Origin of the sequence: Cohnella sp., from assembly GCF_041641335.1 — a bacterium.
Classification (GTDB): Bacteria; Bacillota; Bacilli; order Paenibacillales; family Paenibacillaceae; genus Cohnella.
On sequence record NZ_JBEPYQ010000018.1, the window covers coordinates 19,175 to 41,317 of the forward strand.

Here is a 22,143-nt window from a genome sequence, read left to right on the forward strand (position 1 = left end):
GGGAATCCCATACACTGACAAGATTAGAGCAATCGGAGCGCGGATCGAAGGTTTATCGTTAAGCATTTTATGTGCATTTATATCGGAATTAGAAAAAAGGAGCCGCCCGCATCCGGACAGCTCCTTGCCTGGTTTGCCGTCAAGAGAACGCCGCGAAGCGCACGCAGACCGGCTTGGACACTTCGAGCTCGATGCCGGCCGGCTGAAGCTTGCCGCTCCCGGAGTCGCGGGCGAACGTTACGATATGGTTGCCGTCGCGATTGGCGACGAGTACGAACCGTCCGTCCGGAGAAACGGCGAAGTTGCGCGGGTGACCGCCGAGCGTCGGCGCGTGCTCGACCAGCGTCAGGCTGCCGTCCGCGGCATCGACCTGGTACACCGCGATGCTGTCGTGTCCCCGATTGGAGCCGTACAGGAATCGGCCGTCGGGGGACAGGTGGATGTCCGCGCAGGCGTTGTCTCCCTCGTAGCCGTCAGGCAGCGTGGAAATCGTCTGCGCAACGCTCAGCGTTCCCCCATCTGCGTCGAACGCGTAGACGGTGATCGTGCCGTTCAGCTCGTTAATGCCGTAACCGTACGGCAGCTCGGGATGGAAGACGAAGTGGCGAGGCCCGGATCCCGAGGCGACGCTCGTCTCGCTGCGAAGGGATAACGATTCGCCGGCGGCGTCGATCGCGTAGACGAACACCTTGTCCAGCCCGAGGTCGGAGACGACGGCGTAACGGTTGCTCCGGTCGACGACGGCCGAATGGACTCTCGCTTGGGACTGCACCGGCAGCGCGCTTGAGCCTTCATGCCGATGAACTTGGACCGCCGGGCCGATGCGGCCGTCGTCGAGAATACGAGAGACGCCCAGAAGACCGCCATGATAGCTTGACGTGATGGCGAGGCGCCGTGTGCGATCCAGCTCGATATGACACGTCGTCGCGGGAGTCGTCGCTTCCAGGTTCAGCCGCTGCAGCGTCCCCGCCTCCGGATCGAACCGGTACGAGGCGGCGGCGCCCACACGGCGACCTTCCTCATCCTTGCTCTCGGTAATGGCGTAGATCGTCTTTCTCTCTTCGTCCGGAACGAGGAACGTCGGGTTGGGCAGGCCGTCCGCACTGTCCAGAATCGTTAACTGGCCGGTTTGTTCGTCATAGGAGCAGGCGTACAGGCCAGGTCCGTTCTCCTCTGCATAAGAGCCGATAAAGGCATACATTCGGTTTGTCATTCGCAAAATCGCCTCCTGAATACGATATAGACGCTCTAAAATTGAATTGTATCACGATTCGCGAGGAGACGCATGAGAATCTCCCGCATAATGGCGACTGCATCGGCGTCCGGCTCCTCCTCGAGACCGATAGGCAAACCGTTCTTCGGGTGGTTTATCGGTTGAGTACGGCTCTTTACAATGGAAAAAGAAGGCGAGTAACCGCCGGTGTTCACACTCAGTTCATAAACGTGAGTTATTTTTCTAAGTGTTGAGCCATTAAGGGAGGAATTACGATGTATAAAAACAACGAATGGGCCGTCGAAGCGCACGGGCTCGTCAAAGTGTTCGGCGATAATCGGGCTGTAGACGGAGTGGACTTGAAGGTGCGGGCAGGTTCGATATACGGCGTGCTCGGCCCGAACGGAGCGGGCAAGACGACGACGATCCGGATGCTGGCGACGCTGCTGCGGCCGGATGCCGGTTCGGCGCGCGTCTTCGGCTACGACGCGGTCAAGGAATCGCAGATCGTCCGCCAGTTGATCGGGGTGACGGGGCAATACGCCTCGGTGGACGAATCGCTCAGCGCGACCGAAAATTTGGTGATCTTCTCCCGTCTGCTCGGGCTGGGACGGTCGGAGGCGAAAGCCAAGGCGGAGGAGCTGCTGGAGGAATTCGGCTTGACGGAAGCGGCGAAGCGTCCGCTCAAGAACTTCTCCGGCGGGATGCGCCGCCGTCTGGACTTGGCGGCGAGCCTGATCGCCCAGCCGCCGCTCATCTTCCTCGACGAACCGACGACCGGTCTTGACCCCCGCACCCGCGCGCAGATGTGGGAGACGATCCGCAGGCTGGTGAAGACGGGCTCGACCGTTCTGCTGACGACGCAATATCTCGACGAAGCGGACCAGTTGGCCGACCGGATCGCGGTCATCGACCGCGGCCACGTCGTCGCTGAGGGAACCGTGGACGAATTGAAGACGTCCGTAGGAACCTCGTCGCTGCATTTGCGAGTGGAGCAGGCGTCGGACGTTCCGGAAACTCGCCGCACAATCGAGCAGGTGCTCCATGCCGTATCCGGCGTATCGTCGGAAGCCGGCGTCATTACCGCGCCGATGGCGAACGCGGATCTGGTGACGGATTTGCTCGTCGCGCTCCGGGCGAAAGGCATTCGTCTGGCCGAGATGAGCGTGCAGAAGCCGACGCTTGACGAGGTTTTCCTCACGATTACAGGCGAAGGCGCCAAGAACAAAGAGGAGGCAAGCGCATGAGAACCGCATCCGTCAGGGCGGGAGTCGCCCGCCAATTGAAAAATCATACGAGCTTCGGGCAGTCGCTGCGCCATTCGTTAACGATGGCTTACCGGGGGCTGCTGAAAATCCGGCGCACGCCGGAGCAACTGTTCGACGTTACGCTGCAGCCGATTTTGTTTACGCTGATGTTTACTTACATTTTCGGCGGGGCGATCTCCGGCGACGTCGTCAGCTACTTGCCCGTCATTATTCCGGGCATCCTCGTTCAGACCGTCATTACGACCTCGATCGTGACCGGCGTGCAATTGCGCGAGGATATGGACAAAGGCGTGTTCGACCGGTTCAAGTCGCTGCCGATCGCGCGAATCGCGCCGCTGGCCGGGGCTTTGCTGGCCGACACGATCCGCTATACGATCGCCACCGTGCTTACCTTTACCATGGGCTATTTGATGGGCTATCGTCCGGACGGAGGGCTGGAGCATGTCGCCCTTGCGGCGGTGCTGGTCATTTTCTGCTCGTGGGCGATCAGCTGGATTTTCGCTTTCTTCGGCGTCATCGCCCGCACCGCCTCGAGTGTACAAGGGATTTCAATGATCGTGCTGTTCCCGCTCACGTTTCTGTCCAACGCCTTCGTGCCGGTAGAGACGATGCCGAAGTGGCTGCAATGGTTCGTCAACCTCAATCCGATCTCGCATCTCGTTTCCGCCGTCAGGGAGCTCGCCAATTCCGGAACGGCAGGCTGGGATCTCGTGATTTCCCTGATCGGGGCCGCCGTTATCGTAGGGATCTTCGCACCGATCACGGTTCGCGCCTATATGCGCCGGACGTAGCTTCGCGGCTCTCGGCGAAAAAAAGACGTCCCGGCCTCATTCCATGCGGATGAAGTCGGGACGTCTTTTTTCGTCACGTTCGTATAAGGATTTTTGGACCCACGATAATCACATAATAATATACGGGGAAGAATAAGTCTATATTTTTTTGCGATTCCTTTTATACTTAAGGCTAACTTGGATAAGAATAGAGGGATGAATGTTGATCAATCGTACGGAAGCGGATGAGAGAGCTTTTTTGGATGCGACGATCGCCCGGGTCCGGAGAGCGGCCGAACAATTGGACGGCCGGATACGCGAGGCCAGAAGCGAGATTATCGAAGCCAAGAAATACATGTGGGAAAACAGGGACCAGCTCGATCCGGCGGAACGGGCGGCCAACGTCGTCGACATCTCCATCTCCATCGATCGGGGCGAGAGCGCGGTCACCAAGCGGCACCGGCTCCGAAAGCTGGAGTCGTCGCCCTATTTTCGGCCGTGTCGATTTTATTGCGGACGACCAGAACGAGCCTTGCGCCTATTATATCGGCGTCTTTTCTTTCGGCGAAGAAACCGGGCGGAAGAATGAAATCTACGATTGGCGTTCTCCCGTAGCCAGTCTGTTTTACGATTACGCCGTCGGTCCGGCGGGTTATACCGCTCCAGAAGGCGACGTTTGCGGGGAAATCAGTCTCAAGAGGCAGTACCGAATCCGGCAAGGGCGGATGGAATATATGATCGAGAGCGCGATCAACATTAACGACGACGTGCTTCAGAGGGAATTGAGCCGCGCGTCGGACGAGAAAATGAAAAACATCGTCGCCACGATCCAGAAGGAACAGAACGAGATTATCCGAAACGAGCATTCCCGCGAACTGATCATCCAGGGCGTGGCCGGGTCCGGGAAAACGTCGGTCGCGCTGCACCGGATCGCCTTTTTACTGTATCGGTATAAAAAGACGCTGGTTTCGCGCAACATCCTGATCCTTTCTCCGAACAAGGTGTTTTCCGACTATATCTCTAATGTTCTACCCGAACTGGGAGAGGAACCGATCGCGGAAATCGGATTCGACGAAATCGCCGCGCGAGAGCTTGCCGGCACGTGCGCCTGTCAAACCTTCGGCGAACAAGTAGCGGAGCTTGCGGCTTCCGGGAACGCATCTTTGATCGAACGCATTCGGTATAAGGCCGACGCGGAATTCGTCCGCCGTCTGGATGAGTTTGTCGAATCCGCGAGCAGTCGGTATTTCTGCCCTGCCGATATTCGGTTCGACGACGTATACGTCGCCAAGGACCTGATAGCGGATGTTTACGAGACTTTCGCCGGTTTCCCCGCAAAGCTCAGAGCCGACAAGACGGCCTCGGTCGTCTCCGGAAGAGCACGGGATGCGGACGGGGGAAGGCTGAAGGCTTCCGACGTCAACAAGATCAAAGCGGAGATCAGGAAAATGTTCAGGAAGATCAAGCTTCTCGCGGTCTACAAGGACTTCTTCGATCATATTGGCAAGCCGGAGCTGTTCAAGCTCGTCAGACCCGGAACGCTGGAATTTGCCGACGCGTTTCCTCTCGTGTATTTGAAGATTCGGCTCGAAGGGGCGAAGGAGTACCATGAGGTCAAGCACTTGGTCGTAGACGAGATGCAGGACTATACCGCGGTTCAATATGCCGTTCTCTCGCTGCTGTTCAAATGCAGGAAAACGATACTTGGCGACGCCAGCCAATCCGTTAATCCTTACTCCTCTTCCTCGATCGAGGATATCCGCCGGGCGTTTCCCGAAGCCGACACCGTGGAATTGTTCAAAAGCTACCGTTCAACTTTCGAGATTATCGAGTTCGTAAGGAGAATAAAGCCGGATAGCAAGATCGATCCGATCCGGAGGCACGGCGCTCCCCCTCAAGCGATCCAAACCGATAACGCCGGGGACGAAGCGTTAAGAATAGGCGAATTAATCGCGCAATTCAGGACATCCGGGTTCCGGACATTGGGCATTGTATGCAAGACGCATGCGCAGGCGGATGCTCTACTCCGGCAATTAGGCGATGCCGGCGATTCCGTTCGGCTGCTGGATTTCGGCAGCGACAAATTTCACGAGGGAGTCGTCGTCACGACCGTTCATTTGGCCAAAGGCTTGGAATTCGACCAAGTCGTCGTGCCCTTCGCGGATTCCTCGAATTACAGGAAGGAAATGGATCGAAGCCTGCTCTATATCGCCTGCACGAGGGCGATGCACGTTCTGACTTTGACGTTTCACGGAGTCCGCTCCCCGTTTGTCGAGGAGGAAGAGTAAAAGAAGGATTTGGATGCCGCTCTCCGAGTAGGACAACTTCTCAATTCGTGGTATGATGGGAAGCGGGTGAGCAGACAATGACTAATAATGAGACAACGAACACGGCAAACGACGGCCAAGCGCCGAACAAGGACGAGAAATTTGCCGAGCTGGTCAAGGCGGTCCACCATAACGGCCTTGTCGCGCTAAGAATGCACTTCGAGCATGTGGAAGGGCAAGTGTTGAACCAGGACATCTACGGTCCGGTTTTCGTTTTCCAGGTCAAGGACGAAGCGAACGACGGCTACGAATGCGGATTTTTCCTTCGCGAGCTGGTTGCCAAGTTTCAGGGAGAAGGCAATCCCTCGGAATGGATGGCGTCGTTTTTCGTCGATCTGATGAAAGACAAAGGGGGCAAATCGTTTCCGAAACCTCCCGCGAACGAAGCGGAAGCGAGAGGGCTGATCGACAACGTGCTCGTTCCCCAATGCATTAAAGCGGTCACCGAAGAGTTCGCGCCGGAACAGGTGCATGCCGGATTGGCTTGGAACCAAGAGCACGGCCCCGTCTTCGAAACCGGATTTCCGGCCATACGGGACGGAAACAACGTATGCGCGATTCCCCTCCATCTGCTGTTTACGCACTTGCTTCTGAATCGTGATCCGGCCGATATGCTGCTGCAAGGCCTGTACAAGATCCGGGAGGAGCATGGGCTTCAATAGGCGTTATGGGAACGAAATTGAATAGCATGGAACCGGATGAATACGGGGATCTTACATCCGCGGAGGTGGAGCACGAATATGGAATCCGTTAAGCCCGAATTGTCGCCGGTGCCGATCTGGCGTTGCCGAAATGCGGAATGCAAAGTATGGATCCGGGAGGAACTGGCCTCGTCCGCTTCGCCGGAATGCCCGATGTGCAAAGGCGGCATGGTGCGGGGCATCAAGCACTTGCCCAAGCTGATCAAGAAGCACAAGAGTCCCCGCAAGAGCAAAGACGAAGCGAGCGCCTGGTAATCACCCGGTCGACGACCGCAATTATTCTAACGGTTATTTATCGAGAGCCTTCTCGTTCTTCCCGACTTTCGCGGCGGACGAGAAGGCTCTTTCGGCATTCCGGAGCGCGGCGAAGAAAGGCGGGAGAGCGCTCGGGGCACGGGACTATAGCAATTGGAGCTTGACAATTCCCCGATAATCTATATGATAGTAATGTGAGAAACGATAATGATTCTCATTATCGTCGACTATACCAGACATAGGGATAGAGGGGACATCAACATGAAAAAAGCATTTCTGCCCGTCGTACTGCTGCTCGTTCTGATCGTTAGCGCATGCGGCGGCAACAAGCAGGAACAATCGAGCAGCCCGTCGGCCAGCGCCGCTCCGGAGAGCAGCGCTCCCGCCAGCAGCGAAGCTCCGAGCCAGGAAGCGTCTGCCGGAACCGTCATCTACGAATCCGAGAACGGTCCGGTGGAAATTCCGGCCAGCCCGCAGCGCATTATCGGTCTGACGAACGCTCCTAATATTATTTCCTTGGACGGCAAGCTGGTCGGAGTAGACGAGTGGACGAAGAAAAACCCTCTGTTCGCCGACAAAACGGCCAACGTGGAAACCGTATCCGACGCCGATCTGGAGAAGATCATCGAGCTCGATCCCGATCTGATCATTGCCGGTTCCTGGATGAACAACCTCGACAAGATGAGCGAGATCGCTCCGACCATCGTATACACATGGGGCAAGCTGGACTATCTGGCCCAGCAGCTCGAGATCGGCAAGCTGCTGAGCAAGGAAGCGGAGACGCAAGCTTGGATCGACGATTTCACGAGCAGGGCCAAAGCGGCCGGCGACGAGATCAAAGCGAAGTACGGCGAGAACGTGACCGTATCCGTCTTCGAATACGATCTGAAGGACGTTTACGTATTCGGCAACAACTGGGCGCGCGGCACCGAGATTCTGTATCAGGCGATGGGGCTGAAAATGCCGGCCAAAGTCGAACAGGACGCGTTGGAGCCGGGCTACTACACGCTGTCCCAGGAAGTGGTTCCCGAATACGCCGGCGACTTCATCGTGCTGAGCAAGAACAAGGAAGGCAACGGGGCATTCCTGGATTCGGAAACTTGGAAGAACATCCCCGCGGTCAAAAACAACCAAGTGATCGAGATCGACACGGAAGCGTCGTCGTACAGCGATCCGACTACGCTCGAATATTTGCTGGACATCTTCAAAAAAGGATTCCTGGGCAACTAATTCGGACGCGAGCCGCTCCCCCATCCAACGATGCGAGGGGGGCGGTTTTTTATTTTGCAGCTTGACTGCCAAAATAGAAAAATGTTACTGTTGCTTATAGACCGACGGTCGGTCGAAATAGAAAAAAGCAATGCGGAGGGTACGGTCATGAGAATCTCCAAGAAGCCCGAAGAAAGGAAAAGCGAAATATTGGACGCCGCCGAAAGGCTGTTCATGACCAAGGGGTACTCGCGCGCGACGATCAACGATATTTTAAGCGAGGTCGGTATCGCCAAAGGCACGTTCTATTATCACTTCCAGTCGAAGGAGGAGGTGATGGACGCCATCGTCATGCGGTATATCGAATCCGGAGTGGAGGCCGCCAAGGCGGTTGCCGCCGATCCGGCGCTGAGCGCCCATGAGAAGATGTTCCGGATCGTCACGGGCAGCGGCGCGGAATCGGACGGGAAGGAACAGATGATCGAACAGCTGCACCAGGTCGACAACGCGGAGATGCACCAGAAGAGTCTCCTCGAGACGATCTTGCGCCTGACGCCCGTGTTGACGGAAGTCATCGAACAGGGAATCGAAGAAGGCGAGTTCCGTACGGAGTATCCGCGGGAGACGGTGGAGTTTCTGCTCGTGTCCTCGCAATATTTGTTCGACGAAGGCATTTTCCAATGGAAGCCGGAGGAGCTCGCGAAGAAGGCGTCGGCATTTGCTTCCATTATGGAAACGACGCTTGGTGCAGAGCGCGGCAGCTTCGCTTATATGCTGGGCGTAGTCACTAAAGAGACGGATAATACAACAGGGTCCAAAGAAGGGAGCTGACGGGAAGAAGATGCTCATGCGCATGCTGAGAAGGGATTGGCTTAGAAACAAAAGCATTTCCGCGGCTCTGCTTGTCTTTATTTCTCTATCCGCGCTGCTGGCGTCCAGCGGCGCGAATATGATCGCGGAGTTGTCGAGTTCGCTCGGCGCGCTGTTCGCCAAATCCGGCGTTCCCCATTACGTGCAGATGCATGCCGGCGAAATCGACCGCGCGGCCATCGACCGGTGGGCTCAGGGCAACGAGCTGGTCCGGCGTCATCAGGCGGCCGAGATGATCAAGGTCGAGGATGCCCATCTCGTTCTCGGCGATGGAGCCGCACCCGGAAGCGGCGGCATCATGGACCATTATTTCGTTAAGCAGAATCGGACCTTCGACCTGCTGCTCGACCTGGACAGCCAACCCGTCCAAGTGAAGCGTGGGGAAATCGCGGTACCGGTCTATTACAAGCAGAGGGACGGTCTGGAGATCGGCGATAAGATTCGGATCGCCGCTCCTGGCTTCGCGATGGAGTTTCGAATCGCCGACTTCGTTCGGGACGCGCAGATGAATCCTTCCATCATTCATTCGAAGAGATTCGTCGTCCGCGACGCGGACTTCGCCCGGTTGAGCGGCAGCGGTACCGGGGAGCGGGAATATTTACTCGAATTCCAACTGACCGATCCAGGCAAGCTCGGCGAATTCAGAACCGCTTACGAAGCGTCGAACCTGCCCAAGCTGGGGCCGGCCATCGACCACACGCTGTTCCGGACGCTGAACGCATTGACGGACGGGCTGCTGGCGGCCGTTATTCTGCTGGTCAGCTTCCTGATCGGGACGATCGCGCTGCTCTGCCTGAGATTCACGATTTTGGCGGCAATCGAGGAGGATTATCGCGAGATCGGCGTGATGAAGGCGATCGGAATCTCCTCCAAGCATATCCGCAAGCTCTATCTGGCGAAATACGTGCTGACGGCCGCCGTCGCTTCGGTTATCGGCTATGCGGCGTCTCTGCTGCTTCATCCGCTGTTTACGCGCAATATTATGCTCTATATCGGGACGGCGCCGAAAGGGCTGGTCCTGCAACTCGTTCCGGTCGCGGCAGCCGCGTTCACGTTCGCGATCGTGATCGCGTTCTGCATGCTGACGCTAAGACGGTTCGACCGGATTTCCGCGGTGGAGGCGCTTCGCTCCGGTGCGGCGGGAGAGGGGCGTCCGCCCGGCACGAAACCGGCGCTGCACCGAAACCGGACGCTCAGCGTTCCCGTATTCCTGGCGGTCAAGGACATCGTCAGCCGCTTCAAGATGTACCGGATGCTGCTGCTCGTCTTCATCATCAGCTCGTTCATCATGCTTGTGCCGGTCAACTTTTTCCATACGGTTCAATCTCCCGGATTCAACAATTACATGGGCATCGAGAGAAGCGATCTGCGCATCGACCTGCAGCATGCCGGCTCCGCCGGAGACGACTACCGGAGCATTGTCGCGCAGCTTGAGAACGATAACGACGTGGAGAAATACGCCGCAGTGCTCGTCAGCTCGTTCAAGATGGTCGGCGACGACGGGACTCTCGAAAACATGACCGTCGAAGTCGGCGACTTCGCGGCGTTCCCGCTGGAGTACATGCAGGGATCGGCTCCGTCGCGGGCCGACGAGATTGCGCTCTCCTACTTAAACGGCAAGGAAATGGAGAAGAAGGTAGGCGATCCGGTCCGGCTGATCGTGGACGGGCGGGAGATAACGCTTAAGGTGAGCGGCATCTACCAAGACGTGACGAACGGAGGCCGCACGGCCAAGGCGGCGCTGCCCGTCCGGCCCGACACAGTGCTTCGTTACGAAATCGCCGTCGACTTGAAGCCCGGGGCCGACGTCGCGGACAAGAGGGACCGGTACGCGCAAGCGATGCATCCGGCGAAGGTGACCGATCTGGCCGGCTATATGGCGCAGACGTTCGGCAATACGCTCGAACAGCTCAAGCTGGTGACGAGAGTCGCCACGGTCGTCGCTCTGCTGGTATCGGCGCTCATTACGGCGCTGTTCGTGAAGATGGCCGTAGCCAAGGACGCCGGTCAGATCGCAATCATGAAGAGCATCGGCTTCTCCATGCTGCACGTTCGCATTCAGTACGTGACGAAGGCGCTGCTCGTGCTCGTCGCCGGCATCGCCGTCGGAACCGTCCTGTCCAATACGGCTGGGCCGAGCGCCGCGGGGGTCGCGATGTCCTTCATGGGCGCCGCCCGCATCACATTCGTGATCGATCCGCTTCAGGCTTACGTGCTGTATCCGGCTTTGCTGCTGGCCGCCGTGACTGTCACGGCTCTCGTCAGCCTGGCATCGATCCGGAAAGTGAAAATGTCCGAGATGAACGCGACCTAAGAGGGAGGAATTGCGGTGGGAGTGCTGCTGGAAGCGAAGGAATTGAGCAAATCGTACGCAAGCGGCCCGAACGACGGGCAGCAGGTTTTGAAGAAGGTGAATCTGCAAATTCGCAAGGGCGAATTTATAGCGGTGATGGGGCCGTCCGGCTCGGGCAAGTCGACGCTGCTCTTTAACCTGAGCGGGATGGATCGGGCCAGCTCCGGCAGCGTAACGTTCGGCGGCGAGGACATCTGCTCGTTCTCCGAGAAGCGGCTGTCCGACCTGCGCCTGACGAAGATGGGGTTTATTTTTCAACACATCCATCTCTTGAAAAACTTGAGTCTCTTCGACAACATCGTCCTGTCCGCCTACCTGGCCAAGCGCAGCAGCCGCAAGAGCATTAATGAGAGGGCGCTCGAATACATGCGGAAGTCGGGCATCGACGAGCTGGCGGGCAAGAGCATTACGCAGGTGTCCGGAGGGCAGCTGCAGCGGGTGGCGATCTGCAGGGCGCTGATTAATCAGCCGGAGATCGTGTTCGGCGACGAGCCGACCGGCGCGCTTAATTCCAAATCCGCAGGAGAGATCATGGATCTGCTCGCGGACATCAACGAGGCCGGAACGACGATTCTGCTCGTGACGCACGACGTCAAGGTCGCGGCGAAGACGGAGCGAGTTCTGTTCATGCTGGACGGCAGTCTCGTCGCCGAGCGGAATCTTGGCAAGTACAGGAAAGAAAAAGGCGACGTCAAGGCGAGGGAAGAGGATCTGGCCGGTTGGCTGTCGAACTTAGGCTTGTAGCCTGTAAGGGCGCGGCCAAGAAAGGGCCGCCTTGGGGATATCGCGGACGTATCCCGGGGCGGTTCTTTTAACGTATCTGGAAAAATATTTAAACCTTCTTCTGCTGTCCTGCGTTAATTTAGGAGAGTCTCTTAATGGTGAAAGGTGGTCCGACGTGTCGATGTTTCTCGGCAAGAAAAAGGCGTTCGCATTAATCGGCCTGACGGCCCTGGCTTTGCTGTCGTCGTCCTGTTCCGGAGAAAATAGGAAGGAGAGCGCGCCTGAAGAGACGGCAGAAGGGAGCGCGGCCGCGCTTGCGATTCAGGCCGAACAGCCGGCTTCCGGCGAGGACGAGCCCTTCCGCTCCTACTTGCTGGCCTCGGTTCCCGATCGGCGCATCTATCTGTTCGCCGAAGAGAACGGCGTTACGCTGCATGCCGGCGATCTGTCGCGGCAATACGCTTGGAGCTATATGACTCCGCAGGGAATAGAGCCCGTGCTGCACGTGGCGGACTTCGACGGCGACGGGAAGGACGAGCTGGCCGTCATTTTGTACATCGGATCGGGGACGGGAGTATCCGTAGATGAGCTGCACGTCGTCGAGCTCGACGATCTTGGGGATTACCCGCTGGCGGTGGACGATTACAGATCCCAGGTCGATCAAGCGATCGACGAGTTGAAGGCAAACTCCGCTATTCCGGCACGGTATGCGGACCAGAAAATCGCGTTCGGCAACAGGATTTCGTACGAGAAGACCGAGGCAGGACTGAGGATGTCGATCGGCGCCGGAACCGTGACGCAGGACGATCCGATGCCGGACTACATCGGAGAGCTGATCGCGGACGTGAACTATAGGGACGGGAAGTATGCGTTGACCGGATTCCGCTTCGAAGAGGACGAGCAGGCTGCCGAGGCCGAGGCTCCTTCCCCGGCAACGGGCGCATTGGCGGAGCCGGGAGTCAACAACGAGTCGGCGGAGTCGCCGGACGGCAAGTACTTGGCCGAAGCCTACGGCGTTAACAAAGGGGTGACGGCAGGCGGACTGTATCCCGCGGAAGGGATCCGGCTCGTGCAGATAAGCACCGGCAAGGAGCTGTGGTCGACGATGGGTTACTACAGCCATTCCTTCGTCTGGTCGCCCAACAGCCGGTATGCAGCCGTCTCCTATGAGGCTCGCATCTGGGGAGGAACGGTCGCGGTCGACGCGCGCGACGGTTCGGAGATCGCGCTGCCCGATCTGGAATCGCTGCGCAAGCAATGGGAAGGGGGGACGACGGTGCACGAAGAGCGCCCCGATCCGCTCTTCCGGTCCGAGGAGTGGCTGGACGACCGCAGATTGCGCGTATCGTTCCAATGGACCGGAGCGGAATACGAGACCTACTCCGGGGAATACGTCTACGACGTTCCCGCAGGCAAGCTTCTCGAGGTTCGGCCGAACGCGGAGCGGTAGCTCGGCTTGGCCGCGGGCGGAAATCAGAGGATCGGATAATTCGCGCCGTAGCGGGGATTGGCGTAGAAGGGCGGGCGAGGCCCGATCTCGGGCATGGACCACGTATAAGGATTGGACGCGTAGCGCATCTGGACGCGGGCGTTCGAGCCGGTGACGAGAAGCAGGCGGACGCAAGGATCGAACTCGAAAATCATAGGCGGACCCTCCGAAAATGGATTTACCCATTAGCCTATTCGCCGAACGGACGCAGCGAGCCAGTCTTTATTTCCGGGAAGACCGGCACGGCGTATGCCTACTGTTCATATGCTGAACGGAAAGCGACAAGGAGGTCCGATTATGAATCCGAATCCGCAAAATCAGGCCGAATCGGAACGGCTGAAGCTCAAGCAGATCGAAGAGGCGCAGCAGTGGTTCGACGCGAATAAGGCGAAGGAGCCTTATCCTCTCTATCCCAATTACGGACAAATCACGAGATATCAACATATTCCGATCAACATGCCGGAGCAGCGCCAACTTAGGCAGCCGGGCATCGAGAGCGTGATGGTTCCGAGGCCGATCAACGAAAATCCTCATTATAAGGGAAGCTGCAAGCTGACCGGGAAGGTCGCTCTGATTACCGGAGGGGACAGCGGCATAGGCGCGGCCGCGGCGATCGCGTTCGCGAAGGAGGGCGCCGACGTGGCGATCTCTTACTTGGACGAACACGAGGACGCGAACCGGACGAAGCGGAGAATCGAAGAGCTGGGGCAGCGCTGTCTGCTGCTGCCCGGAGATCTGAGAGACAAGAGGGTGTGCGCGGCGATCGTGGAGCAGACCGTCGCCGTATTCGGAAGGCTCGACATTCTGTGCAACAACGTCGGCATCCAATTCCAACAAGAGAGTCTGTGCGACATTACGGACGAGCAATTCGACGACACGTTCAAAGTGAACATCTACTCCCATTTCTACACGACAAGAGCCGCGCTCCCGCATTTAAAGCCCGGAAGCTCCATCATCGGAACGGCGTCCGTCGTCCCGTATGTCGGCGAGGAGCAATTGATCGATTACACCGCGACCAAGGGCGCGATCGTCGGATTTACCCGGGCGTTGGCCAAGAGCGTAGTGAAGCGGGGCATCCGCGTCAACGCCGTGGCGCCCGGGCGTACGTGGACGCCGCTCATTCCGGCGAGCTTCTCGTCGGACCAGGTGGCGGTGTTCGGCGCGTTCAACCCGATGGAACGGTCGGCCCAACCGTTCGAGATGGCGCCTACTTTCGTCTACCTGGCGTCCGACGATTCCCGGTTCGTGACCGGTCAGGTGCTGCATGTGGACGGCGGCGAATCTACGAGCTCGTGAGGTCATTTCTTAGCCGTGTTCCCTGGTTCAACTATCCATAATGAACGAGCGGCCGATCTTCAGGCAGTCGAGCGGTTCAATTTTCCTTCGGCGATTGTGGTATACTGTTTACATCGTATACACTTTTTGCGCAGTTCCTTGGCGGGAGCTCGCGAACACTTCAAGGAGAGAACGATGGAACGGATGCGCCACGAAAACAATGGGGACGGATTAAACGAAGAGGCGCTGGAGAAGCTGCCGAACGGAGCGAAGCTCGGGTGGGGGCTGGCGAAGCCTTCGACGCGGGGACCGAAAGGAGAGCTGAGCGTCAAGAAAATCGTCGACGCGGCAGTCGCGCTGGCCGACCGGGACGGGCTTGCCGCCGTATCGATGAGCCGGGTCGCGGCGTCTCTTGGTTTTACGACGATGTCGCTTTATCGATATATCGCGAGCAAAGACGATCTTCTGATGCTGATGTACGATTCCGTAAGCGAGCTGGAGTTCCCGGAAAGAAAAGACGGAGATTGGCGGGCCGAGATGCGGGCGTACGTGTGGGCGTGCGTGGAGGTGTTCGTCAAGCATCCCTGGTTCGGGGATATTCCGGTGACCTCGATCCCGATCATGCCGAACACGCTGAAAATCGTCGATTGGATGTTGGGGACGATGCGTACTTTTCCGCTGAACGAGCATGAGAAGATGTCGATCCTGCTGCTTCTGAGCAGCTACAGCCGTTCCGTCGGATTGATCAACCGCGACTTCGGCCAGGCGCTCAAGGCGGGAGCCAATCCGGATACGTTCAACGGGCTGGAGTACAGCGCGGCGCTGAAGCAGCTCGTCAAGCCGGACAGCTATCCTCACTTGTATCCGATCGTCATGTCGGGTACCTACGCAGGGGAGAACGATCAGACGAGCACGGTCGGCGACGATTTCGACTTCGGCCTGGAGCGCATTCTGGACGGCGTTCAGCATTATTTGGATACTCGGAAGGCACCTGGGCCCGGCCCCGGTCGATAAGCTCGCGAGACGCGCTTAACTGCCGCAGCCGGGTTCAGCCCGGGCGAATAAGCCTGCCCGGCGAGCTTATCGGTTTATCTGCGTCCGGCCCGGCGGCGGAACGAGATGCCGCACCACGCGATGGCGACCGCGATAAGCAGCGCGCACCAGCCGACGGCCAGCCAGGCCTGATCGCCGATCGGCGTGCCGGTCAGCAGGCCGCGGATCGTCTCGATGACCGGCGTAATCGGCTGGTGGTTGGCGACGCCTCGCAGCCAGCCCGGCATCGTCTCCGTCTGCACGAATGCGCTGGACAGGTAGGGGAGGAACAGCAGGGCGAAGCCGTATCCGCTAGCCGCCGAAGGGCTGCCCGCGACGAGTCCTATCGCGGCGTACAGCCACGTGAAGGCGAGAATGAACAGCACGATGATGCCGAGCGCCGCCAGCCACTCCGTCAAGCCGGCATTGGGGCGAAAGCCGACGAGGAAGGCGACGCCGATGACGATCGCGGTGGCGAGCAGGTTGCGGGCGAGGCTGGCGGCGACATGACCGGTCACGACGCCCATGCTGTGGATCGGCATCGTGCGGAAGCGGTCGATGATGCCGTTCGTCATGTCCATGGAGACGTCGACGGCGGTGCTGGAAGATCCGAAGCCGGCGCACAGCAAAATAATGCCCGGAACGACGTAGTTGACATAGTTGCCGCTCGGATCGAGCGCTCCGCCGAATACGTAGGTGAACACCAGCATAAGCATCACTGGAAGCATAACGGCCATGAGCAGAGCCTCGACGTTTCGCAGGCTGAGGCGGATGCTGCGGCCGATGAAGACGGCGTTCGAGACGAAGAACGAGGCCGACGGCGGCGCCGAGCGGGAAGAGAGATTCATCATTTTAGCGCAGGCGGCCCCTACCTCTATAGGTGGGAGAGGAATGCGCTTCGGATACGGTGGCTTTAGCCGCATCAAGTATCCGACATCCCTGCCTGCTTGCCTCCTTTTTGTGGTAAAATTGGATCAGGAGAAACGGTTAATTAAGGCACTCCTGTTCTTTGAAAACTCAATGTATGGAGTTGGGTGCGGTAGTCGCAACCGTAAAACATTGAACGACTTACAGCCGTCTTGACGGTGCATCGCGGGCATGTCCCGTGTTGCAGGGCTGTTGTCAACCAGCCTAATGTAACGCCACCCTAAGGAAGGAGCCGCAAGGCGTTTGCACTTCCGGGCAGTTACAAGCTCCCGCCTCTATAGGCGGTGAGTCGTTGACGAGATCGATTCCTCCAAACGAGGTTGGGATGTAAGAGCCAGGAACACATCGTCCATGCTCGGCTTGCGCAGGCTTACGCGCGCGTCCGGCGGGAGCAGGGGAGCAAGCTCGGACAGCGCTTGACGGACGTCGGCGATCGTGCCGGACGTGGACACCGTCCGCAGCAGCACCTCATTGCGGTCGCGCAGCTCGATCACTTCCTCGCCGACTCTGGCTTTCAGCTCGGCAGCCGTACCGGTCGCGACGATCCGTCCGCCGTCGATGACCGAGATCGTATCGGCCAATTGGTCGGCCTCCTCCAAGTATTGCGTCGTCAGGAAGACGGTAATGCCGCGCTCTTTCAATTGGAGGATAGTCTTCCAGAGCGTCTGCCGGCTTATCGTATCCAGTCCGGTCGTCGGTTCGTCCAGAAACAGCACCGGCCGTTCCACGACGAGACTGACGGCGAGATCGAGCCTTCTGCGCATGCCGCCCGAATACGACTTCACCCGCTTGCCTGCTGCCGACAGGAGCTCGAACCCTTGCAGCAGCTCCGCCGTGCGGGCTTTCGACTCCGACGGGGATAACCCGGACAATCGGCAGATCATGCGCATGTTCTCTTCCCCTGTCAGCATTTCGTCCACGGCCGCGAACTGTCCGGTCAAGCTGATGGACATCTTCACTTTCGTTTTCTCCGCCGCAACTTCGTACCCCGCTACCCTCGCCTCTCCCGCATCGGCGGCCGTCAAAGTAGACAGAATGTTGATCAGCGTGGTCTTGCCCGCGCCGTTCGGTCCGAGCAGCGCATAGATGATGCCGGAAGGCACGGACAGATCGACCCCGTCTAGAACGACTTGCTTGCCGAAGCGTTTCTTCAAACCCTTCGTTTCTATAGCGAGCTGTTTCATCCTTGTTCCCCTTTCGTCCTTTATAAAACTGTATGTTTCATAAACAGTATATTATGTATACAGTTTTGGGGCAACTACAATATTTTTCGATTTAATAATCCCTCCCATCCAAAACAATCCTGTTATTGAGAATGATTTTCAATTATAATTTGGCAAAGAGAAAGGAAGTTGGGAGGAGCGTCGAGTGAATTATCGAGACCATGTCTTGTTGTGGAACCAAGCGTTCGTCCAGGTGATGGACCTGCGTCATACGCACATGGAGCCGGGGACGGCTCTACGGGCTTACCGGCTGCCGTCCAGCGCCTTTATCTATATCGTTCGGGGAAGCGCGATCGTCGGGTTGGACGGGGAGAGCAAATCCGTGGAGCGGTTTCACGTGCTGCACGGGGGCAAAGGAACGCGTCTGGATATCGAAGCAAGCGATCCGCTGGAGTATTATCTGATCTTGTACAAGGCGAATTTGTCGCCGCCTTGCCGCCAAGAGCTCGTCAGCTTGCTGGAGAAGGAGAGGCCGTTCGGCCTGCAATACGACTTCAAGCCGGGGGAGCCGCTCGCCCTGTTCGATCCGCTCGTTCGGATGGAAGGAAGCTGGCTGCCGGAGCGGCCGGAGGACAAGCTGTACGCGAAAGCTTTATTTTATCGCTTCGTGCACGAATTGCTGCGGCAATTCGGCGATCAGAGAGTGGCCGCGTTCAAGCCCGACCCGGTCGCGCAGGCGGTTCGCTACCTCCACGAGAACTATAAGGAGCCGATTACGCTCGAATCTCTTGCCGGACTGCTCGACTGCCATCCGCGGCACTTGCAGCGGCTGTTCAAGAGCAGAACGGGCACGAGCCCGATCGACTATCTCATTCGCGTGCGCATGGACAAGGCGAAGGAACTGCTGCTGACGACGGATTTCGCCCTTAAAGACATCGCGGAAGGGGTAGGCTACGCGGACAGCTACTATTTCGGCCGATTGTTCAAGAAAACGGAGGGGGTTTCGCCGATTCGCTTCAAGGACATGGGCGGCAGCGTTCAGGTCCGTCGCCATAATCCATTTCGCTTGTCCGGATCCTCCATTGCGAAGAATGGCTCATCCCGCTATATTGTTAATGAACATGAGAATCATTATCAACTGGGTAGAGAGGGAGTCATACACATGCAATGGCAAGCCAAATCGAGAGCTCTTACATTCGCCACTTTACTGCTAGGTCTGTCCTTGCTGCTCGGCGCGTGCGGGGCGGCAAACAATAGTTCCGCCACCGGAAGCCCGTCGCCATCGTCCGGCAGCGTCGCGTCGCCGTCCGCGTCCTCGCCGCAAGCGTCCGCGAGCGAGGCGCCGCGCGTCGTCAAGCACGCGATGGGAGAAGAGACGCTGGTCGGTACGCCGAAGCGCGTCGTCATTCTGACCAACGAAGGAACGGAGGCGCTTCTGGCGGTCGGGATCAAGCCGGTAGGAGCGGTGCAATCCTGGATCGGAGATCCGTGGTACGACCATATCAAGGACGAAATGGAAGGCGTAACGGCGGTAGGAGACGAGCTTCAGCCCAACGTCGAGCTGATTGCCAGCCTCGAGCCGGATTTGATTATCGGCAATAAAGTCAGACAGGAAAAAATCTACGAGCAGTTAAAGGCGATCGCGCCGACCGTATTCGCCGCCGATCTGGGCGGCAACTGGAAGGTAAACTTCGAGCTGTACTCCGAAGCGGTCAACAAAAAAGCGGAAGGCGAGAAAGCGATGGCCGACTTCGACAAGCGCGTCGAGGAAGTGAAGGCCAAGCTCGGCGACAAGGCGGCGACAAAAGTGTCCTTGGTCCGTTTCTCCGCCGCTCAGGTGCGAATCTACCAGAAGCAAACGTTCGCAGGAGTGCTGTTGAACCAGCTTGGAATCGCCCGGCCGGAGGCGCAGGACAAAGACGCGTTCATCGAGATCATGACCAAGGAAAACATTCCGAATATGGACGGGGACGTCATGTTCTACTTCGTATCGGAAAATCCGGGCTCTACGGACGCGTCCAAAGTGGTGGAAGAGTGGATGAACGATCCGCTGTTCAAAAACTTGAGCGTAGCCAAGAACAACAAGGTGATTCAGGTGGACGAAGCGATCTGGAATACGGCCGGAGGCTACGAAGCGGCGAACCTGCTGCTGGACGAGCTGATCGAATACTTCGAAGTGAAATAAGAAATGGTATGCCGGCAAGCTGACGCCCGTGACGCGTCGGCTTGTTGAGCTTTTGGGCGACGGGTGAGACAGTTGAAGCAGTCGAAGGAAAACGCGTTTCGTTTGCATAACCGCAGGCAGAGGGCGGCCGGCTTATCCGTCGGCGCCGCTGTGCTGCTCGCAAGCGTCTTATTGAGCATATTGCTCGGTCTTCACAGTTATGGAATCGGGGATCTGTGGCAATCCTACCGCCATTTCGACGGTTCCAACGACCATCTGATCCTGACGACGACCCGGGTGCCCCGAGCGCTCGTGGCGCTCGCGACGGGAGCAAGCCTTGCAGTTGCGGGAGCGGTCATGCAGGTCGTCACGAAAAATCCGCTGGCGTCGCCGTCGGTGCTGGGCGTTAACTCGGGCGCGTCGCTTTTCGTCGTGGTCGGGCTGATCGCCTTCGGTTCTTCGCTGACGCTCGGCGGCATGATCTGGATCGCGTTCGCGGGCGCGCTCGCTGCGGCGGCGTTCGTCTATGCGATCGGCGCCCGCGAACGGGGAGGCTTCGAGCCGGTCAGGCTGACCTTGGCCGGAGCCGCGATCGCGGCTTTCGCGTCGTCGGCTACGTCGGGGCTGATGCTTCTCCACAAGCAATCGCTGGAATCCGCCTTGTTCTGGATGATCGGCTCCGTCTCGGGCAGGAAGCTGGAGCATTTGGCGGACGTTCTTCCCTACATGCTGGCGGGACTGGCGCTGGCGATGCTGCTGTCGGGATCGCTGAACGTCATGGCGCTCGGCGACGACAACGCCAAGAGCCTCGGTCAGAGACTGTTGATCTCCCGGGCCGCGGCGGCGGTCGCCGTCATGCTCCTCGCGGGCAGCTCCGTCGCCATCGCCGGTCCGATCGCGTTCGTAGGCCTCGTCGTGCCGCACCTGTGCAGGGCGCTCGTCGGCAACGACCACCGCTGGCTCATTCCTTATTGCGCGATAACGGGCGCCATTCTTCTCGTTACGGCCGATCTCGCCTCGCGATTCGTCCTGATGCCGAAGGAAGTTCCCGTAGGGGTCGCGACGGCGCTGATCGGCGTTCCGTTTCTGATCCGCGTCGCGAGAAGGAGGAAGCATGAGTAGGCGGAATTCACGTAGGACGATGTACCTGCTGTTGTCGTTAACCGTTGTAACGGCGTTGACCGCGCTTGTCTGCCTGTCGATAGGAGGAGTGGGCGTTCCCCTCAAGGAGGTCGTCCTGTCTCTGATCGGAAGGAACGACCAGGGCAGCGATCTGATCGTCATGAAGCTCCGGATGCCGAGAATCGCGGCGGCTCTGCTGGTCGGAGCGGCTTTGGCGGTGTCCGGAGCGCTGCTTCAGGGCGTCGTTCGCAATCCGCTCGCTTCGCCCGATCTGATGGGGGTGACGGGAGGCGCTTCGGTCGCGGCCGTCGCCTTCATGACGCTGTTCCAGGGATACAGCGTTCACTGGATTCCGGTCGTCGCGGTCGCCGGCGCTTTCGTTGCGGCCGCGATCAATTACGTGCTGGCTTGGAGCAGAGGCGTGTCGCCGATGCGGCTCGTGCTGATCGGAATCGGCATCTCGACGGCGGCGGGCGCGATCACGATGTTCCTGCTGATCAGCGGCCCGGCGTATCTCGCAGCCCAGGTGCTGAACTGGATGACAGGAAGCGTCTATGGCACCAACTGGACGTACATTCAGGCGCTATGGCCGTGGGTCGCGTTTTTTTTGCCGCTCTCGCTGCTCTACGCCAAGGAATTGAACGTGCAGTCGCTCGGCGATGCCGCGGCCATCGGTCTGGGAAGCCGGCTTCAGCTTCATCGCGTCATCCTTATCGGAATCAGCGTCGCTTTGGCGGGAGCCGCGGTAGGCATAGCCGGCACGCTTTCCTTCATCGGACTCCTGGCGCCCCATATGGCGAGGAGAATCGCCGGACGATCGCATGCGGTAATCATTCCGGTGTCCGCGCTGCTCGGCGCCAATCTGCTGCTGCTGTCCGACCTGGCCGGCAGAACGCTGTTCCAGCCTCTCGATATTCCCGCGGGCGTGTTTACGGCCGGGATCGGAGCGCCGTTTTTCCTGTATTTGCTTATGCGGCGGGGGAACGGGAGGCCGTAAAGAGGACCCAGGCAATGAGTAGGTCGTTCCTATACCTGCAATCGACTCGTTCGGAATGTTTATTATTTGTTGATAGTCTCTTTTGTAAGATATAGTCGATTGTTGTCGTCATGGACACAGATCGATTATATGCAGGGGAGGCTTGCAGGATGAGGATGAACAACCCTTCGAGAACTTTTAGGAAGAGCAAATTCGCGCTTAGTTTTTTGCTTGCGTTTATGGCGGTTTGGTTACCCGTTTCGGGGAACACCGCGCATGCGGCTAGCGCTTGGTTGATCGTAGACG

20 protein-coding genes are annotated in these 22,143 nt (G+C 58.4%); 16 read left to right on the plus strand and 4 right to left on the minus strand.

Annotated elements, in window-relative coordinates; genetic code table 11:
* Window positions 1-139: 139 nt before the first annotated feature.
* The gene (locus tag ACESLM_RS08000; RefSeq protein ID WP_372631027.1) at window positions 140-1,213 is read right to left on the minus strand and encodes a lactonase family protein; all 1,074 of its coding nucleotides are present in this window, start codon (window positions 1,211-1,213) and stop codon (window positions 140-142) included.
* 275 nt (window positions 1,214-1,488) lie between these two features.
* Here ACESLM_RS08000 and ACESLM_RS08005 point away from each other — a divergent pair, with 275 nt between their 5' ends.
* The 11 genes from ACESLM_RS08005 (at window position 1,489) to ACESLM_RS08055 (ending at window position 13,139) form a co-directional block, all read left to right on the plus strand.
* Window positions 1,489-2,460: an ATP-binding cassette domain-containing protein gene (locus tag ACESLM_RS08005; RefSeq protein WP_372631028.1), complete on the plus strand. Its 972-nt coding sequence runs from the start codon at window positions 1,489-1,491 to the stop codon at window positions 2,458-2,460.
* On the plus strand, window positions 2,457-3,272 hold the full coding sequence (locus ACESLM_RS08010) for an ABC transporter permease (RefSeq protein WP_372631029.1): 816 nt from the start codon (window positions 2,457-2,459) through the stop codon (window positions 3,270-3,272). The genes ACESLM_RS08005 and ACESLM_RS08010 overlap by 4 nt, the downstream gene beginning before the upstream one ends.
* Window positions 3,273-3,471: 199 nt before the next feature.
* Complete coding sequence (locus ACESLM_RS08015) at window positions 3,472-3,840, plus strand: hypothetical protein (RefSeq protein WP_372631030.1); 369 nt, start codon at window positions 3,472-3,474, stop codon at window positions 3,838-3,840.
* Window positions 3,841-3,985: 145 nt separating this feature from the next.
* Window positions 3,986-5,539 carry a HelD family protein gene (locus ACESLM_RS08020; RefSeq protein ID WP_372631031.1) on the plus strand — a complete coding sequence of 518 codons (1,554 nt, stop codon included), beginning with the start codon at window positions 3,986-3,988 and terminating at the stop codon, window positions 5,537-5,539.
* Window positions 5,540-5,616: 77 nt separating this feature from the next.
* Window positions 5,617-6,240, plus strand: coding sequence for a hypothetical protein (locus ACESLM_RS08025; RefSeq protein WP_372631032.1), 624 nt, complete (start codon window positions 5,617-5,619; stop codon window positions 6,238-6,240).
* A gap of 78 nt (window positions 6,241-6,318) precedes the next feature.
* Window positions 6,319-6,534, plus strand: coding sequence for a cold-inducible protein YdjO-related protein (locus ACESLM_RS08030; RefSeq protein WP_372631033.1), 216 nt, complete (start codon window positions 6,319-6,321; stop codon window positions 6,532-6,534).
* Window positions 6,535-6,795: 261 nt separating this feature from the next.
* Entirely contained in the window at window positions 6,796-7,764 is a 969-nt protein-coding gene (locus tag ACESLM_RS08035) for an iron-hydroxamate ABC transporter substrate-binding protein (RefSeq protein WP_372631034.1), read from the plus strand.
* A gap of 147 nt (window positions 7,765-7,911) precedes the next feature.
* Window positions 7,912-8,574 carry a TetR/AcrR family transcriptional regulator gene (locus ACESLM_RS08040; protein WP_372631035.1) on the plus strand — a complete coding sequence of 221 codons (663 nt, stop codon included), beginning with the start codon at window positions 7,912-7,914 and terminating at the stop codon, window positions 8,572-8,574.
* A gap of 16 nt (window positions 8,575-8,590) precedes the next feature.
* Window positions 8,591-10,927, plus strand: a complete 2,337-nt coding sequence (locus tag ACESLM_RS08045) for an ABC transporter permease (RefSeq protein ID WP_372631036.1) — start codon at window positions 8,591-8,593, stop codon at window positions 10,925-10,927.
* A gap of 15 nt (window positions 10,928-10,942) precedes the next feature.
* Complete coding sequence (locus tag ACESLM_RS08050; protein ID WP_372631037.1) at window positions 10,943-11,710, plus strand: ABC transporter ATP-binding protein; 768 nt, start codon at window positions 10,943-10,945, stop codon at window positions 11,708-11,710.
* 154 nt (window positions 11,711-11,864) lie between these two features.
* Window positions 11,865-13,139, plus strand: a complete 1,275-nt coding sequence (locus tag ACESLM_RS08055) for a hypothetical protein (RefSeq protein WP_372631038.1) — start codon at window positions 11,865-11,867, stop codon at window positions 13,137-13,139.
* A gap of 23 nt (window positions 13,140-13,162) precedes the next feature.
* Here ACESLM_RS08055 and ACESLM_RS08060 read toward each other — a convergent pair whose 3' ends face one another.
* On the minus strand, window positions 13,163-13,333 hold the full coding sequence (locus ACESLM_RS08060; protein WP_372631039.1) for a hypothetical protein: 171 nt from the start codon (window positions 13,331-13,333) through the stop codon (window positions 13,163-13,165).
* A gap of 142 nt (window positions 13,334-13,475) precedes the next feature.
* Here ACESLM_RS08060 and ACESLM_RS08065 point away from each other — a divergent pair, with 142 nt between their 5' ends.
* Both ACESLM_RS08065 and ACESLM_RS08070 read left to right on the plus strand, forming a co-directional pair.
* Window positions 13,476-14,474: an SDR family oxidoreductase gene (locus ACESLM_RS08065; RefSeq protein WP_372631040.1), complete on the plus strand. Its 999-nt coding sequence runs from the start codon at window positions 13,476-13,478 to the stop codon at window positions 14,472-14,474.
* Window positions 14,475-14,648: 174 nt separating this feature from the next.
* Entirely contained in the window at window positions 14,649-15,467 is an 819-nt protein-coding gene (locus ACESLM_RS08070) for a TetR/AcrR family transcriptional regulator (RefSeq protein ID WP_372631041.1), read from the plus strand.
* A gap of 74 nt (window positions 15,468-15,541) precedes the next feature.
* On the opposite strand, the gene ACESLM_RS08075 is transcribed toward ACESLM_RS08070, so the two are convergent.
* Window positions 15,542-16,333, minus strand: a complete 792-nt coding sequence (locus ACESLM_RS08075; RefSeq protein WP_372631082.1) for an ABC transporter permease — start codon at window positions 16,331-16,333, stop codon at window positions 15,542-15,544.
* Between the two features lie 354 nt (window positions 16,334-16,687).
* Window positions 16,688-17,596 (minus strand): ATP-binding cassette domain-containing protein, encoded by a 909-nt coding sequence (locus ACESLM_RS08080; protein ID WP_372631042.1) that lies wholly within the window; start codon window positions 17,594-17,596, stop codon window positions 16,688-16,690.
* Window positions 17,597-17,780: 184 nt separating this feature from the next.
* On the opposite strand from ACESLM_RS08080, the gene ACESLM_RS08085 reads away from it, so the two are divergent.
* The 3 genes from ACESLM_RS08085 (at window position 17,781) to ACESLM_RS08095 (ending at window position 21,858) form a co-directional block, all read left to right on the plus strand.
* Window positions 17,781-19,760, plus strand: a complete 1,980-nt coding sequence (locus tag ACESLM_RS08085; RefSeq protein ID WP_372631043.1) for an ABC transporter substrate-binding protein — start codon at window positions 17,781-17,783, stop codon at window positions 19,758-19,760.
* 72 nt (window positions 19,761-19,832) lie between these two features.
* Entirely contained in the window at window positions 19,833-20,861 is a 1,029-nt protein-coding gene (locus ACESLM_RS08090) for a FecCD family ABC transporter permease (protein WP_372631044.1), read from the plus strand.
* Entirely contained in the window at window positions 20,854-21,858 is a 1,005-nt protein-coding gene (locus tag ACESLM_RS08095) for a FecCD family ABC transporter permease (protein ID WP_372631045.1), read from the plus strand. Before ACESLM_RS08090 ends, ACESLM_RS08095 begins: the two co-directional genes overlap by 8 nt.
* The last annotated feature ends 285 nt before the right edge of the window (window positions 21,859-22,143 follow it).